Annotated in this window: 11 protein-coding genes and 1 tRNA gene; 2 read left to right on the forward strand and 10 right to left on the reverse strand. The window is 59.9% G+C overall.

Annotated features, from left to right (window positions below; translation table 11 throughout):
* Position 1: 1 nt before the first annotated feature.
* The 10 genes from HMPREF3157_RS09285 to HMPREF3157_RS09330 all read right to left on the reverse strand — a co-directional run bounded on the left by HMPREF3157_RS09285 (position 2) and on the right by HMPREF3157_RS09330 (position 12,669).
* Entirely contained in the window at positions 2-3,163 is a 3,162-nt protein-coding gene (locus HMPREF3157_RS09285) for a type I restriction endonuclease subunit R (RefSeq protein ID WP_070436189.1), read from the reverse strand.
* 39 nt (positions 3,164-3,202) lie between these two features.
* Positions 3,203-4,435 (reverse strand): restriction endonuclease subunit S, encoded by a 1,233-nt coding sequence (locus HMPREF3157_RS09290; RefSeq protein ID WP_070436190.1) that lies wholly within the window; start codon positions 4,433-4,435, stop codon positions 3,203-3,205.
* Positions 4,432-5,985 carry a type I restriction-modification system subunit M gene (locus HMPREF3157_RS09295; RefSeq protein WP_371440690.1) on the reverse strand — a complete coding sequence of 518 codons (1,554 nt, stop codon included), beginning with the start codon at positions 5,983-5,985 and terminating at the stop codon, positions 4,432-4,434. The genes HMPREF3157_RS09290 and HMPREF3157_RS09295 overlap by 4 nt, the downstream gene beginning before the upstream one ends.
* A gap of 67 nt (positions 5,986-6,052) precedes the next feature.
* Positions 6,053-7,237: a Fic family protein gene (locus HMPREF3157_RS09300; RefSeq protein WP_168161705.1), complete on the reverse strand. Its 1,185-nt coding sequence runs from the start codon at positions 7,235-7,237 to the stop codon at positions 6,053-6,055.
* Positions 7,238-7,546: 309 nt separating this feature from the next.
* Complete coding sequence (locus HMPREF3157_RS09305) at positions 7,547-7,993, reverse strand: hypothetical protein (RefSeq protein ID WP_070436193.1); 447 nt, start codon at positions 7,991-7,993, stop codon at positions 7,547-7,549.
* A gap of 32 nt (positions 7,994-8,025) precedes the next feature.
* Positions 8,026-8,101 (reverse strand) — tRNA-Arg (locus tag HMPREF3157_RS09310).
* A gap of 62 nt (positions 8,102-8,163) precedes the next feature.
* On the reverse strand, positions 8,164-9,216 hold the full coding sequence (gene tsaD, locus HMPREF3157_RS09315) for a tRNA (adenosine(37)-N6)-threonylcarbamoyltransferase complex transferase subunit TsaD (protein ID WP_070436194.1): 1,053 nt from the start codon (positions 9,214-9,216) through the stop codon (positions 8,164-8,166).
* Positions 9,207-9,986, reverse strand: a complete 780-nt coding sequence (locus HMPREF3157_RS09320; RefSeq protein WP_246816567.1) for a M23 family metallopeptidase — start codon at positions 9,984-9,986, stop codon at positions 9,207-9,209. The genes tsaD and HMPREF3157_RS09320 overlap by 10 nt, the downstream gene beginning before the upstream one ends.
* 252 nt (positions 9,987-10,238) lie before the next feature.
* Positions 10,239-11,333 carry a hemolysin family protein gene (locus HMPREF3157_RS09325; RefSeq protein ID WP_070436195.1) on the reverse strand — a complete coding sequence of 365 codons (1,095 nt, stop codon included), beginning with the start codon at positions 11,331-11,333 and terminating at the stop codon, positions 10,239-10,241.
* Positions 11,326-12,669 (reverse strand): hemolysin family protein, encoded by a 1,344-nt coding sequence (locus HMPREF3157_RS09330; RefSeq protein ID WP_070436196.1) that lies wholly within the window; start codon positions 12,667-12,669, stop codon positions 11,326-11,328. Before HMPREF3157_RS09330 ends, HMPREF3157_RS09325 begins: the two co-directional genes overlap by 8 nt.
* A gap of 169 nt (positions 12,670-12,838) precedes the next feature.
* On the opposite strand from HMPREF3157_RS09330, the gene HMPREF3157_RS09335 reads away from it, so the two are divergent.
* Together HMPREF3157_RS09335 and HMPREF3157_RS09340 are read left to right on the forward strand one after the other, a co-directional pair.
* Positions 12,839-13,579, forward strand: coding sequence for a response regulator transcription factor (locus HMPREF3157_RS09335; RefSeq protein ID WP_034373670.1), 741 nt, complete (start codon positions 12,839-12,841; stop codon positions 13,577-13,579).
* A complete protein-coding gene (locus HMPREF3157_RS09340; protein WP_034373673.1) occupies positions 13,576-14,652 on the forward strand; it encodes a HAMP domain-containing sensor histidine kinase in 1,077 nt (358 codons plus the stop codon). The genes HMPREF3157_RS09335 and HMPREF3157_RS09340 overlap by 4 nt, the downstream gene beginning before the upstream one ends.

Raw genomic sequence — 14,652 nt, forward strand, 5'->3', positions numbered from 1 at the left:
CTCAACCGAGCGGTGCGTAGCGTTCCAGGAACTCCGTGATCTTGTCGAGCACCCGCTCTTTCTTTTCCGCTCGGCTCTCGCCACCGGTAGTGGTGCCAAAGAAACTCATGCGCGGCAGCACTTTCCCGATGTCAGTACCGATGCGCGGGACCACCCCGGCGTCGAAGGCGCCCTCCACAAAGTCCCAGGCGGCGGGTTCACGGAGTTTCTCTTCTTTGATGAGAGTGCCGAGTTCTTCTTCGCGGCGCTTGGTAATGAACGCAATCCACTGCTCGGCAATACTCGTATCCGGGTGAACAACGTCGATGAAGTCCATGAACAGGTCGCGTTTGTCGCGCAGGGTCGGGCTCGACTCAACCGCTTGGAGGACTTGATCTTTGTAAGAGTGGTCAGGGACCTGGGATTTCAGCATCGGCTCGCGGAATTTCTCGACCAGCATCAGAATGTAGTCGACGTTGACCTCCACTTGTCTGAGCAGCTCGATCTCGAATACGAGGTCCAGTTGCTCTGGTTGCGGCTCGTTCGCATCGGCATCGGCCCGCATCTCTTCACGCACCGTGAGATAAACGCTCTGCAGGTCTTGAAGCTGACGCGGGCTAAGTTCGTCGTCGTCGGGGAACTCGTCGAACCCAGCCAGCAGGTTTCGTAACCGCAGAATCTCACCGAAGACTTCAGCGAAGTGGTGTTGTTCGCCTTCGCTCACCGGAACGCCTGAACCGGGTTCGTGAAAGGCGAGCATTTCTGCGACTTTAAGTCGGTACTGGGCTAAATAGTGTTCGTATGGCTCGAGCAAGGCGATACCTTGAGCGTTAGCATTCCCGAACAGGGCGAGAGCGTCTTCGGTGTTCTCTTGGAGGTCGCGAAAGCACACGATGTTCCCGTACCGCTTCACGGTGTTGAGAATGCGGTTGGTGCGTGAGAACGCCTGGATCAGCCCGTGGTATTTCAGGTTTTTATCCACATACAGCGTGTTCAGCGTGGGGGCGTCGAAACCTGTGAGGAACATGTTCACGACCAGCAGTAGGTCGACTTCGCGGTCTTTGACCCTCATGGAGAGGTCGCGGTAGTAGTTCTGGAAATTGTCGCCGTTGGCGTCGTAGCTTGTACCGAAAATCTGGTTGTAGTCAGCGATGACGGTGTCGAGGAATTCGCGGTTCTCACCGCTGAGCTTTCCAGTGTCGAACCCTTCGTCTGCGAGGATTCCGGCTTCGGGGTCTTCGTTGGCTCCATAGCTGAAGATGGTGGCCACTTTGAGCCGCTTGTGTTCCAGGAGCCCTGCCTGCTGCCTTTTGAATTCGGTGTAGTAGAGCTTGGCGGCTTCTACGGATTGCACGGCCATCATCGCGTTGAATCCGATGACACGGCGTTTGGCTCTAATCGCCTCGCCCGCTCCGCTCCTTCGACGCGCGACATCTGCGGTGTTACTCGTAACGGTGTGCAGGTAGGAGGTGTTGGTTTCGCCGGTTTCAGTCTGGCGGCGGGTGTGTTGGTTGAAGTGATCGAGGATGTAACTGGTGACGGCCCTGATGCGTTCGGGTGCCATAAGCGCGGCTTCTTCTTGGGCGCGGCTCGCACCTTCAGCCACCGCCTCCCCGGCACGTGCGAGCACGGTGTTGTACGCGAGTTTGAAGGGCAGAACGTTCTTGTCTTCGATCGCATCGACGATGGTGTAGGTGTGGAGTTGTTCGCCGAAGGTTTCTTCGGTGGTGCGTACAATCACGCGACCGTCACGTGCGCCGTAGGATTTGCCGGCGTTGTCGCGGAAGATCGGGGTTCCGGTGAATCCGAAGATGTTGTACTTTTTGAATTTCTTGGTGATGGCGCTGTGCATGTCACCGAATTGGGATCGGTGGCATTCGTCGAAAATCAACACCGTGTGTTCGTTGTAGATGGGGTGTTTCGCATTCGCGGCAACGAAGTTGGAGAGCTTTTGGATGGTCGTGATGATGATGCGCGCGTTAGGGTCTCCCATTTGCTCGGTGAGGATTTTGGTGGAGGTGTTGGAGTTTGCGGCCCCCTTTTTAAAGCTGTCGTATTCCCGCATGGTTTGGTAGTCGAGGTCTTTGCGGTCGACGACGAACAGAACTTTGGGGTTGCTCGGTAGTGCGGTGGCGAGTTGCGCGGTTTTGAAGCTCGTGAGTGTTTTACCGGACCCGGTGGTGTGCCAGATGTAGCCGCCCGCTTGGGTCGTGCCGAGCATGGCGTTGTTCGCGGCCACGTCGATGCGTTGGAGGATTCGTTCGGTAGCGGCGATTTGGTAGGGCCGCATGACGAGCAGGGTGCCGTCTTCGCGTAGCACGCAGTACTTGGTGAGGATGTTGAGAATGGTGTGTTTCGCGAAGAAGGTGCGGGTGAAGCCTTGTAGGTCAGGGATGACTTTGTTGTGGCTGTCTGCCCACCAGCAGGTGAATGCCCATGTGTTGGAGTTGCGTTTGGTGTGGTCGCTTGGTTTGGGGCGCGTGGTGTTGGAGTAGTACTTGGTGAGTGTCCCGTTAGAGATCACGAACACTTGCACGTAGTCGAAAAGCCCGTGGCCGGACCAGAGGGATTGGTTTTGGTAGCGGGCGATTTGGTTGAACGCTTCGCGGAGGTTGACGCCGCGGCGTTTGAGTTCGATGTGGATGAGCGGCAGCCCGTTGACGAGGATCGTGACGTCATACCGGTTGGAGTGGGTCGCTGCACCCGGTGCGGTTCCGGCGTCGACGGCGTATTGGTTGATGACTTGGAGTTTGTTGTTGTGGATGTGGGTTTTGTCGAGTAGACGGATGTTTTTGGTAGTTCCGTCGTCACGTCGAAGGAGTTGAGTGTTGGCGTTGTGCAGGCGCCATGTTTTCTCTCTGGGACCTTCATTGGCACTCGCGATCGAGTTCTTAAAGAACGTTTCCCATTCCGTGTCTGTGAAGCGGATGTTGTTGAGCGCTTCGAGCTGTGCACGCAAGTTCGCCACGAGAGCAGTTTCGTTGCGGATGTCTGCGTATTCGTAGGCTTGTGCCGTCAGCTGCGCGATGAGGGCAGTTTCGAGTTGCGCTTCCGACTGATAGGCGTCGGCCCCGGTAACGTCCGCCTCGTAGGTGGCAACGACGGTCGCTTCATCGCTCACCGCGATGGGCGCGACCTTGCCGCGGCTCAGTTCCTCAGCTGTGGACCGATCCATTCCAATCATTCCCTACCCTGCACATCCAGACCCTCATCGCATACGGGTTTATGCCGCTTCAGGCTGCAGTTCTTTGAACGTCAATAGCTTGTCTCGATAGTACTCGTACTGCTTCCGCCGGGCCTCGATCTCGGCAGGCAAACCCGAGGATAAGTCGTTTACGAACGCATCAAATTTGTCGAGAACATCAGCGATCTCCCGCTGAACCTCAATCGGTGGAACCGGAAGGACGACCTTCTTTAGCTTGTTGGCTGAGATGTCAACAACTTTCGCACCAGTAGCTAACTTGTGCTTTTGAGGGAAAAAGTTAGTTGACCTGAACCAATATGCAAGGAACCTCGGATCCATAGAACTACGGATTACTGATGAGTGACCACCAATCACAATTGGTTCTTTACCGAGCCACGCGACCGTAGAACAGACGTCTTCGAGATTTTCGCTTGTATTAGTAATAATCAGTTCACCAGGCTCAACTACTGTGAGCTTCTTTGCGTCACCAGCTGTAACGAATGAAATTGTTTCACGCGCAACCGGCCCATAATATGTATAAATTTGCCCGTAGTGTATGGCCCCGACCCCCGTTTGCGTGAGCATTGTTCTCGGCATGCCATTACCTCGGTCAATTGCAGCAATTTCACCAAGCTCAACCCAGGTCGCCCCCCCTTCTTCGGGGAAGGTGAGGAGCTGGTCACGGTAATACTCGTATTGCTTCCGGCGATCCTCGAGCTCAGCCTCGAGCTCAGCCTCGAGCTCAGTAAACAGATCAAGAATCTTAACGATCTCCCGCTGCACCTCAATCGGCGGAACCGGGATCAACGCACGCTTGACATTCTTGTCAGATATCGCCGGATAACTTGTTCCTTGTTGGCAAGCTTCTACGTGCTGAACGAAACTACTCGTACCTAACCAGTGGAACAGGAACCTAGGGTCAAGTTTAGGGCTATTGACCCGCAAAACCGTATAACCAGTACTTGCGATAAACGGCAGAGCGGCCACTTCGTCAACAAAAAACCGTCGTCCCTGAAGAGGCCGGGTTGAGCCGAACAGCACGTCGCCCACAGCTACAGCCTGTCTAGCCCTACTGGGGGCAGTCTTTTCGGTAATAACATCCGTGTCGCCGAGCGATGAGGTGCGAGGGTCCACGGTAGCTAGATCGATGTATCTAGCAGACTCCGTCGTTTGCCAGTCAACAGTGTCGACCTTCTCCACTAGAGCGTTGATTTTTTCAAACGGCACCCCGTTGGGACAGAGCTCTTGGATCAGTTTCTCGATGCGGTTCATTTCTGTGCACCGGCCTCAAGCTCAGCCACGATCGTATCGATGCTCGTGCGCAACGCGGCCTGACGCTCGACGATCTCCGCGATCTCGGCGTTCAACTGAACGATGTCGATTACCTCGCGGGTGTCTTCCAGCTCCACATACGAGCTCACGGAGAGGTTGTAGTCGTTCGCCGCGATCTCCTCGGCGCTCGCCCGCTTAGAAACATACTGTTCCTCGCTTCGCTCAGCGACCATCTCCACGATCTTGTCGCGATGCGACGAGGACATCACGTTACACTTGCCCTGGCGGACAAAGTCCTTCGACGCGTCAATAAACAACACATCGTTGGCCTTCTTGGACTTCTTCAGCATGAGCACGCATACGGCGATCGTGGTGCCGAAGAACATTTCTTCCGGTAACTGGATGACCGCATCGACGTAGTTGTTGTCTACCAGGTATTTACGGATCTTCTGCTCCGTACCGCCGCGATACAGAACCCCGGGGAACTGCACCAGCGCGGCCGTGCCATCGACCGCGAGCCACGAGAGCACATGCATCGTGAACGCAAGATCAGCTTTCGTGACCGGCGCCAGCACACCAGCGGGAGCGAACCGCGAATCGTTAATCAGCAGCGGATTATTCTTGCCCTCCCAACGCGTGGAATACGGCGGATTCGAAACAATCGCATCAAACGGCTGATCATCCCAGTGCTGCGGATCGATGAGCGTGTCCCCGTGCGCAATATTGAACTTGTCATAGTTCACGTCATGCAGAAACATGTTGATACGCGCCAGGTTATAGGTAGTCAGGTTGATCTCCTGACCGTAATATCCCTGCCGCACACCATTCGGGCCAAGGACCTTTGCAAACTTCAGAAGCAACGAACCCGAACCGACAGCCGGGTCATACACGCGCTGCACCTGCGTCTTACCGATCACCGTCAGACGCGTGAGCAGTTCGCTGACTTCCTGCGGGGTGTAGTATTCGCCGCCCGACTTTCCGGCCTGCGAGGCATACATCTGCATGAGGAACTCGTAGGCGTCACCGAACATGTCGATACCCTCATCGTGCCGCTCGCCCATATCCAGGTCGCCGATCGCGTTGAGAAGCTTCCTTAGCTTCTCGTTGCGGCGCTCCACAGTGTTGCCCAGGCGAGGCGAGTTCACATCAAGCTCATTGAAGAGCCCCTTGAGGTCATCCTCACTCGCTTGCCCCACCGAGGAGCCCTCGATGCTCTGGAAAACCTTCTCCAGGGTTTCGTTGAGGTTCTCATCCTGCGCCGCCCGCTTACGTACGTTCACGAAGAGCTGCGAGGGAAGGATGAAGAACCCCTTCTCATCCACCATCATGTCCCGGATCGGTTCAGCCTGCTCATCAGTAAGACTCGCGTAGCTGAACCCTTCGCCCTCGTTCTTTTCGATAAAGCTTGTGAGGTTCTCCGAAATGAAGCGATAGAACAGCATGCCGAGCACATAGCTCTTGAAATCCCAGCCGTCCACCGCGCCGCGAAGCTCGTTCGCAACCTCCCAAATAGTCCTATGCAAACGATCCCGCTGAACCTCACGCGGCAAAGAACTCACAACAACCCCTCAAAACAGGCAGGCGTAAACAGCCAGAAAACACTTCGTCCAGGATACGTCAGTGCCCGTCGACTGAAGTGCCGGCGCGAGCGGCAGCGCGGGGTGCGGGCCTCCGCGGTGGGCTCATGCGCGTATCGAACCGTGTGCTGGCCCATTTTCGCTGAGTCGAATTGAGAAGGTCGAAGAGTTCACTGCACACAAATCCGCGCGTGCCCTTTCCGATGCTCCGCTCGTCAAGCACTCCCGCGGCCTCGAGGTACTCCAATGCGTTCTGCGCTGCGGTGCGACTGCTCCCCGTCAGATGGGCAGCAGCGTTGATCGATAACGCCGGAAGCTTCGGCAAGACCTCCAGGATCTTCCATACGGTGGAATCACCTCGAGGAGTAGCAGCGCCAACGCTCTTCGCGTACTCAACGACTAGCTGTCGGCTGTGAACGTCAAAACGATCGAGTTCATGTTTCAGGTCGAGAGCGAGGTCCACGGCAGAATCTGCCGCCCCAATGAAGTGGCTGAGCCAAGCGTTGACCCCCTCGTTGAGACTCAACGATCGCTTTGGCTCAACCTCGCTCGTCAATGATGCACCCTCTGGTATGCCGCGATAGGCCATGAGGCCGGCGACATACTCGTCCGACCGAGTCAGCAACACCTGGCTCACGGGCAGAACAGCTCCCTGCGCCAAACCCGTTCGGGCAAACACCGTGTGGATCAGCGCACGGCCAATCCTTCCGTTGCCATCAGCAAATGGGTGCAGTGTTTCAAACTGTGCGTGGGCAATCCCCGCCTGGATAAGCGGACCGTTGGCGGCACCGTTAAGGAACGAAATGAGGTCTTCGAGTGCCGGTTTGAGATCATCGGGGCTCGGAGGGATGAACTCCGCCTCCCCCGGGTGGAAACTGTTTCCACCCACCCAGTTTTGCCGATTTCGCGTACCGAGATTGCTGCGGCCTGGCAAGAGCTCACGTTGGAGCTTTTCGATATCTTGCCATTCGATGCGCTCGGCGCTGCTGAGTTCTCCAACGGCACGCGTCAAGGCATCGATGTTCCCCACGATTTCAGCTTCAGCTGTGGTGCTTGCACTACGGACCCCGGTTTCGGGACCATGTTCTTCGCGCCTGAGTTCCTCCAGGGCAATCTTCCGCGCGTTGGACTGCACCCCCTCGATGAAGGAGCTCGACACCGCCTCGCTGCGGAGCAGATAGGGCGCAAGTGTCTCCAATTTTCCGGCGGATTCAACAAGGTTCAAGCTACGGATGCGTCGCTCCACCCGACCGGCCTCCTGAGAGACGCGCGGATCGATTCGCCATTCGGGTTTGGCAAGGGAAGCGGGAATATATGACCAATAGGTACCGGCCCACCGGTCCCGAGGACGGCGACCGTGTTCCGAGGGAAACCAGGTTTGAGCCTTCCACGACATCGCCGCTAACCTTTCATTCGAAGCCCTTCCGTGACACTTTAGATCCTAAAGTGTCACGGATTGAGGGTTTATGAAAGCTTAAGGGCGAACATTTCACACCTAAGGGTCGTGCGTGACCAAAGGATCCGGGGATCACACTCAGACCTCGATTTCTCGCCCCAGCACCCAATCGGGAATCATCACCTCGCGGGCGTAGTGATCGAAGATCGGGGCGGCTTCTGCGGCGGTCCAGACGTCTTCGGGATAAACCTGGCTGCTCGGATAGCGGGGGTGAATCGCCGAAGTTTCCTCACCCTCCGGCTCTTCACGGCAGAGAACAAAATGCAACGGGGTGCCGTCGGACCTGGTGTAACGAAACTCGATGGTGAGGCGCTCGGCGGTGCCGGCGCACTGGAGATATTGATCGAGATAGTCGGGGATGGCAAACTCCTCGTCTGCCGGGTAGTGCCACAGCACGAGCGAGTGGAGATTCTCGCCGTCCATGCGCTCGAGGGTGCGCTCTAGGCCGATTTCGCACTCATGCTTAGCTTCGTACGAGGTTTCACCATTGATCGTGAGGGCCGGTACCCATTCTGTATCCGTCATGAGGCGACTCTACCGCGACGGCAAAGAAATGATGGCGCCCGCGACAGGATTCGAACCTACGACCTTCTGCTCCGGAGGCAGACGCTCTATCCACTGAGCTACGCGGGCAACCGTGCCAGTCTAGCAAGATCGGCACGCGGGTGCGCCCCCTGGGCGCTTAACGTGATGCGCTAGGCGGGAACGGGCAGCTGGGCGCCGTGAAGAACCGCCGACGGATCCGCCGCAATACCGAGACCGCTGGGCTCGGCGCCGCTGCGCACAAGAAGATCGCCGACGGCGGCGATCATCGCGCCGTTGTCGGTGCACAGGCTCGGCGGTGGCACGCGAAGCTCGATGCCGAGCTTGTCGCACTGCTCCTGCGCCTTCTTGCGAAGATGCCGGTTCGCGGCGACACCACCAACGATGACGAGGGTGCTCAGCTTCTTCTCCTGGCAAGCCTTCACAGCCTTGGTCACGAGCACGTCAACGACCGCCTCCTCGAACGATGCGGCGATGTCCGCGATGGGAACGGCGGCGCCCGTGCGCTCAATCTGCTCGACGGTGCGGGCCACGGCCGTCTTCACGCCCGAGAACGAGAACGTATACGGGTGATCGCCCGCGCGAAGCATCGCGCGCGGGAACCGAAACGCCTCGCGGTCTCCCTCGAGCGCTGCCTTCGAAACCGCAGGGCCGCCCGGGTAGCCGAGGCCTAGCAGACGCGAAACCTTATCGAACGCTTCTCCGGCGGCGTCATCGAGCGTGTCACCAAGGTGCACGATCGGGTCACGAACGAGGTCGCGAACTTCGAGAATCGACGTGTGACCGCCCGAGACAATCAGGATGATGCTGTGTTCGGGAAGGGGGCCGTGTTCGAGCGTGTCCGCAGCAGCGTGCCCAGCGAGGTGGTGCACGCCGTAGAGCGGAACGTCGAGAGCCCACGCAATCGACTTTGCCGCTGCAAGCCCCACGTGCACAGCCGTAGCGAGGCCGGGGCCGGATGTTGCTGCCACGTGCGTGATGTCTTTCGGTTCAACGCCCGCGTCTTGAAGCGCGATCTGGAGAGTGGGGACAACCGCATCGAGGTGAGCACGTGCCGCGATCTCGGGAACCACTCCCCCAAATTCCGCGTGCTTCGAAGCGGACGAGGCAAGCCCCTGACCTAGAAGCTTTCCCTCACTGACAATGCCGAAGCCGGTCTCATCGCACGAGGACTCGACTCCAAGAACGACCGGGCTCAACGCCACAGCGACATCGGATCGACGTGGCTTTCGCCCTTCTGCAAGCCAAAGTGAAGGTGGCATCCCGTCGACCGGCCGGTGGAGCCTACGGTTCCCACCTGCTGGCCCTTCTCAACCGTGTCGCCCGCGCTCACAGATACGGATGAAAGGTGGTAGTACTCGGTCTGAGCACCGTTGCCGTGATCGAGCACGACGGCAATGCCGCTCCCGGAGCTCTTGTACCCGGCGATCTCGACGGTGCCGGACTCAGCGGCGTAGACGGGGGTGCCACAGTTCGCGCCAAAGTCGACGCCATCGTGCATCTTGCGGTACCCGAGGGTCGGGTGAATACGGTAGCCAAACGGTGACGTTATAGGCGCGCCAGGAGTGGGCTTTTGCCACTGGCCCTCGCCGGCGACATCGCCAGCATTGAGACCGCTTTCGGTGAGAGGAGAATCAGCCTTGGCCTCAAGGTTGCCCTCGATGGTGGTATCCGCGTAGCTGATCTGGTCACTCTGGGTGGCCGCGGGGATCGCCGCCTTTGCGGCGGGGGCTGGCGAAGCAACGCCCTGCGCCTTGGAGGCAACGGGCTGCGATGTGGCCTCGACACTCGAGGGAAGGGCCGTGCCCTGATCGGCGGCGGCAGCGGCGAGAGGAACGGCAATTGTCGCCGTGGCGAGGGCGCCCACAACGCCGACCTTCATGGCCGAGCTCGCAGCCTCCGAGTTGCGTCGTGTCCCCTGTGCCGGCTGGAGGGGCCTCATCTGTGCCCTTCCGGCTGCGCGATGCTTCGCCACGTTGAGTGTCCTTCTGCCTTGCCGATGGTCGGTGGTCGCGCAAGCGTCTCTCGCGCGAGCTCTTGCGGAGGGGGAAGCTCCGCTTTTCAAGCCACTACTAACGTAGGCCCGCGAAGAGCCCCAACCGTCCCACCTGGCCGAGTGATTGCCGAATTTTTACCGTCGGCGTCTCTCCCATCACGGTTCAGGCGCGCAAAGCCCCTCCACAGCACTTAACTGCCCACAGTCACCCGTGACGAGCGTCACACGTCTTTACTGTGCGGGTGAGGGGCGCGCGGCCGTCGGTCGCGATCCCCCGAGCCGCTGACGCTGCATGACGTCATTGACTTCGCCCACGAGTTCTTCAAGGACGTCCTCGAGGAATACCGCGCCCACGCTGCGATGGTTCGCGGAGTCGACGCGAGCCATGTGCGCGCCGTTGTACTGCATCGCGCGCAATACCTCTTCCACGTCGTCGTCGTCGGCAACTGACACGACCGCGCGCACCTTCCCGGGGTTCACCGGTGTGGTGTAGACGGCCGGGTCTTCGTCATCGAGCACGATCATGTCCTTGAGGTGCAGGTAGCCCACGAGGTCCCCCGCATCGTTCTTCACGCCGAGGCGGCTGAAGCCCGTGCGCGCCACGATCTCCTCGAACTCCTGGGGGGTGATGCCGTAGCCGACGGTCACCACGTCATCCATGGGCACCATGACATCACCCGCAACGTGATCGGAGAATTGGATCGCTCCCTTGAGCAGACCCTGTTCATCGTCAAGGAGCCCCTCGCGTTCAGATTCGTCCACGATCGCGGCGATGTCCTCGGCCGTGAACTGTGAGGATACTTCGTTTTGTGGCTCAACTCCGATGAGACGCAGCGAGGCGTTCGCGGTGGCATTGAGAAGCCAAATCACGGGTCGGAGAATCTTGGTGAGCCACACGAGCGGGGGTGCGAGGAGCCGCGCCGAGCCCACCGGAAGCGCGATCGAAAGGTTCTTCGGCACCATTTCGCCGAGCACCACGTGAAGGTAGCTCGCGATCAGAAGCGCAATCGTGAACGAGATCGGGTGCACGAGCGCCTCGGGAACGTTGAAACTCTCGAAGATCGGTTCAATCAAGTGCGCGATCGCGGGTTCTGCAACCGCACCGAGCGTCACGGAGCACACGGTCACGCCGAACTGGGCGGTTGCGAGCATGAGCGAGACATGCTGGATCGCCCACAGCGCCGTCTTCGCGCCGGGCTTGCCTTCGGCCGCGAGTGGCTCGAGCTGACTGCGGCGCACACTCATGACGGCAAACTCGGCCCCCACGAAGTAGGCGTTACCAACGAGCATCGCAAGGCCGATGAGGAGCGCGGAAAGATCACTCATGGTCGTCCCCCTCCTCGTCGTCAACGCGTGCACGCGCTTCGTCAGAGAGCAGTTTCATATCGACCGTGTCCACGCGTCGGCCGTCGAGCGCAGTGACCGCGAATCGTACGCCGGGGACCTCCACGACGTCGCCAACCTGCGGGAGTCGCTCGAGGCGGTCCATGATGAGCCCGCCGAGCGTCTCGTAGTCGGGCGATTCGGGAACGATCACGCCCATATCGCGGCGAATTTCGTCGGGTCGCATAAGGCCCGAGAGGGTCCACTCGTCGATCCCGCCCTGCGCGAAACGTTCGGGCTCATCGGTGTCGTGCTCGTCAGATACCTCACCCACGATCTCTTCGATCACGTCTTCGAGGGTGACGATGCCTGCGGTTCCGCCGTATTCGTCGATCACGACGGCGAGCTGCGCACCCTGGGCGCGGAGGTCCTCTAGAAGGGAATCGAGGCCCACGGTTTCGGGAACCCGCACCACCTCGCTCATGATCTCTTTCACGCTCGTGCTCGAGCGCTCGGAGCGAGGAAGCTTGATCGCCTGGCGCGCCTGCACGATACCCACAACGTCATCTTCGCTCTCGTCAGTCACGGGAAAGCGGGACTTGCCGGAGTCAGCGGTGAGGGCGAGCACTTCCGACGCCGGCTCGCTCATATCGATGCTGATCATCGCACCGCGGTGCGTCATCACGTCGGCGGCAGTGCGATCGGCCAGCTGTAGCGTGCGCGAAAGAAGAATCGCCGTGCCCTCATCGAGCGTGCCCGCCTGGGCCGAGTGCCTCACGAGCGAATCGAGCTCGGCGGGTGAGCGCGCAGCCGAGAGCTCCTCTTGCGGCTCGACTCCAAGCAAGCGCAAAAAGAAGTTCGCGGTCGCGTTGAACATCATGATGAGCGGCTTGAGCGCGATCGTGAAGCCGTGCTGAAGGGGCGCCACGATCTTCGCCGTTTCAAAAGGCGCGGCGATCGCAAGGTTCTTGGGGATGAGCTCACCGAACACGACCGAGAAACCGTAGGAGAGCACCATCGCGAGAGTGAGCGCAGTGGTGGCGACAAGTGATGCTTCCATGCCGGTGAAGGCGAGTAGGCTCGAGAGGACTTCGGTCAGCGGGTCTTTAACCGCGAAACCGAAGATCAACGTCGTGATGGTGATACCCACCTGGGCACCCGAAAGGTTCGTGGAAAGGTGCGTGAGAGCGCTCATGACGCCCCTCGCGCCTTTATCACCGCGCGCCACGGCCTTTTCAACCGTGTGCTTATCGAGCGCAACGAGGGAGAACTCAGAGGCCACAAAAATAGCGGTGCCGGCGGTGAGGAGAAGCCCCACGCCGAGGAGGATCCAGGTCATGATGCCCGCTCACCGCTCACGACACACAGGAATGAAGCGCCGCACGAGCGACCTCGGTGAGGGGGCATGCAACTTCGAGGGGGTGAATCGTTCTCGTTCATCGTAGGCGCCACTATAGTGCACGATTCCTTCACAGTGACGGGTCGATTCACACAATAGGCTTGGGAGCATGATGAGGACCTCAATCACTCCCGCGAGCGCCGCGGAGCACCACGCCCGGATCGTCGTTGTCGAGGATGAGCGCACGATCGCACGCACGATTAGCGACCGCCTGAGCGCTGAAGGTTGGGCTGTCGCCATCGCTCACGATGGCCCCTCAGGCGTCACGGCGATCGAAAACTTCAAGCCCGATGCCGTCGTCCTTGACGTCATGCTCCCCGGCTTCGATGGGCTCGAAGTGTGTCGGCGAGTCCGTGGTCTCGGCGAGTTCGGGGTACTCATGCTCACGGCCCGCGATGAGGAGGCCGACATGCTCGTGGGGCTCGGTGTGGGAGCCGACGACTACATGACCAAGCCCTTCTCGATGCGCGAACTCGTCGCGCGGCTCAAGGCTCTCGTGCGGCGCGTGCGCCGAAGCTCATCCGCCCCCGCAACCGCCAACGCGCCCTCCACGATCGAACTCGGCGACCTCCACATCGACCGCGACTCGCGGCGAGTCACACGTGGCGGCACCGAGGCGCACCTCACCCCCACCGAATACGACCTGCTCGTGTGCCTCGCACTCGCACCCGGAACTGTCCTCACGCGCGAGCAGCTCCTCGAGGACGTATGGGACTGGGTCGATGCAACCGGAACGCGCACGGTGGATTCCCACGTCAAGGCGCTTCGCCGCAAACTCGGAAGCGACCTCGTAAGGACCGTCCACGGAGTCGGGTACGCGCTCGAAGTTCCGGAGGGTGAGCTCGCGTGAGGGTTCCGACGCAGGCCCTCGATTTGTCGCCTCTTCAGCGCTTTGGCTCGTTCAAGGTCAAACTCGGCGTCATCGTTGCCGTGTCCGTGCTCGTCGCCGCTCTTCTCGGCTGGGCCGGTTCAGCCGCGGGGCTGAACCCACTGCTCTTCATTCCACTCACGGTTCTCGCGGCCCTCATCGTCACGCAAATCCTCGCGCGCGGCATGACCCGTCCCTTGCGTGAGATGACCGTCGCAGCCAAAGCTATGGCGATGGGTGACTATGGCAGGCGCGTCACCACAAAATCCCGCGACGAGGTGGGCCAGCTAGCGTCGGCCTTCAACTCAATGTCCGCCGAGCTCGCCCGCACGGACGAGCTACGCAGAGACCTCGTGGCCAACGTCTCCCATGAACTTCGCACGCCCGTCGCGGCACTGAGGGGGCAACTCGAAAATATGGTCGACGGCGTTATTCCCGCCACGACCGAAAGCCTCGAGATCGCGCTCAATGAAACCGAACGCCTCACAAGGCTCGTGACCCATCTGCTCGACCTGTCGAGACTCGAAGCGGGAGTCGTGGATATCGAACGCGAGCGGATTGAGCTCACGCCGTTTTTGCATGAGGCTGTCGATACCGCTCAGCTTGCCGCCCGGACCCAAGAGCGCGATGTGCGCTTCGTGATCGACGTGCGGCCGCAAGAGTTGACCGTCGATGCCGATCCCGCACGCATCCACCAGGTCATCGCGAACCTCCTCGACAATGCGTCCAGGCATTCGCCGAGCGGAGGAACGATTTACGTGCGGGCGTGGAGGCTCGAGGACCGCGAGCATGTCGCCATCGAAGTGCGAGACCAGGGACCCGGAATCGCCGAGGCCGACCGCGAGACCGTCTTCGAGCGGTTCGAGCGAGGTGGAAGCCCCGATCACAGCGGCGGTACGGGTCTCGGCCTCGCTATCGCCCGCTGGGCCGTCGAGCTGCACGGCGGAACGATCGACGTCATCGACCATCCCGGGCGTGGCGCGAGAGATCCGAGTTCAACGATTCGTGTCGTGCTACCGAGCACTCCCCAAAGTGAAGAGCGCACATTCCGTTAG

This window comes from Dermabacter sp. HMSC06F07, from assembly GCF_001807345.1.
In the GTDB taxonomy this organism is placed as follows: Bacteria; Actinomycetota; Actinomycetes; order Actinomycetales; family Dermabacteraceae; genus Dermabacter; species Dermabacter hominis.

Excerpts from the sequence above, each read along its gene's own strand:
- HMPREF3157_RS09325 (WP_070436195.1), bottom strand. The coding sequence starts at position 11,333 with ATGAGTGATCTTTCCGCGCTCCTCATCGGCCTTGCGATGCTCGTTGGT.
- HMPREF3157_RS09305 (WP_070436193.1), bottom strand. The coding sequence starts at position 7,993 with ATGACGGATACAGAATGGGTACCGGCCCTCACGATCAATGGTGAAACC.
- HMPREF3157_RS09290 (WP_070436190.1), bottom strand. The coding sequence starts at position 4,435 with ATGAACCGCATCGAGAAACTGATCCAAGAGCTCTGTCCCAACGGGGTG.
- HMPREF3157_RS09330 (WP_070436196.1), bottom strand. The coding sequence starts at position 12,669 with ATGACCTGGATCCTCCTCGGCGTGGGGCTTCTCCTCACCGCCGGCACC.
- HMPREF3157_RS09285 (WP_070436189.1), bottom strand. The coding sequence starts at position 3,163 with ATGATTGGAATGGATCGGTCCACAGCTGAGGAACTGAGCCGCGGCAAG.
- HMPREF3157_RS09335 (WP_034373670.1), top strand. The coding sequence starts at position 12,839 with ATGATGAGGACCTCAATCACTCCCGCGAGCGCCGCGGAGCACCACGCC.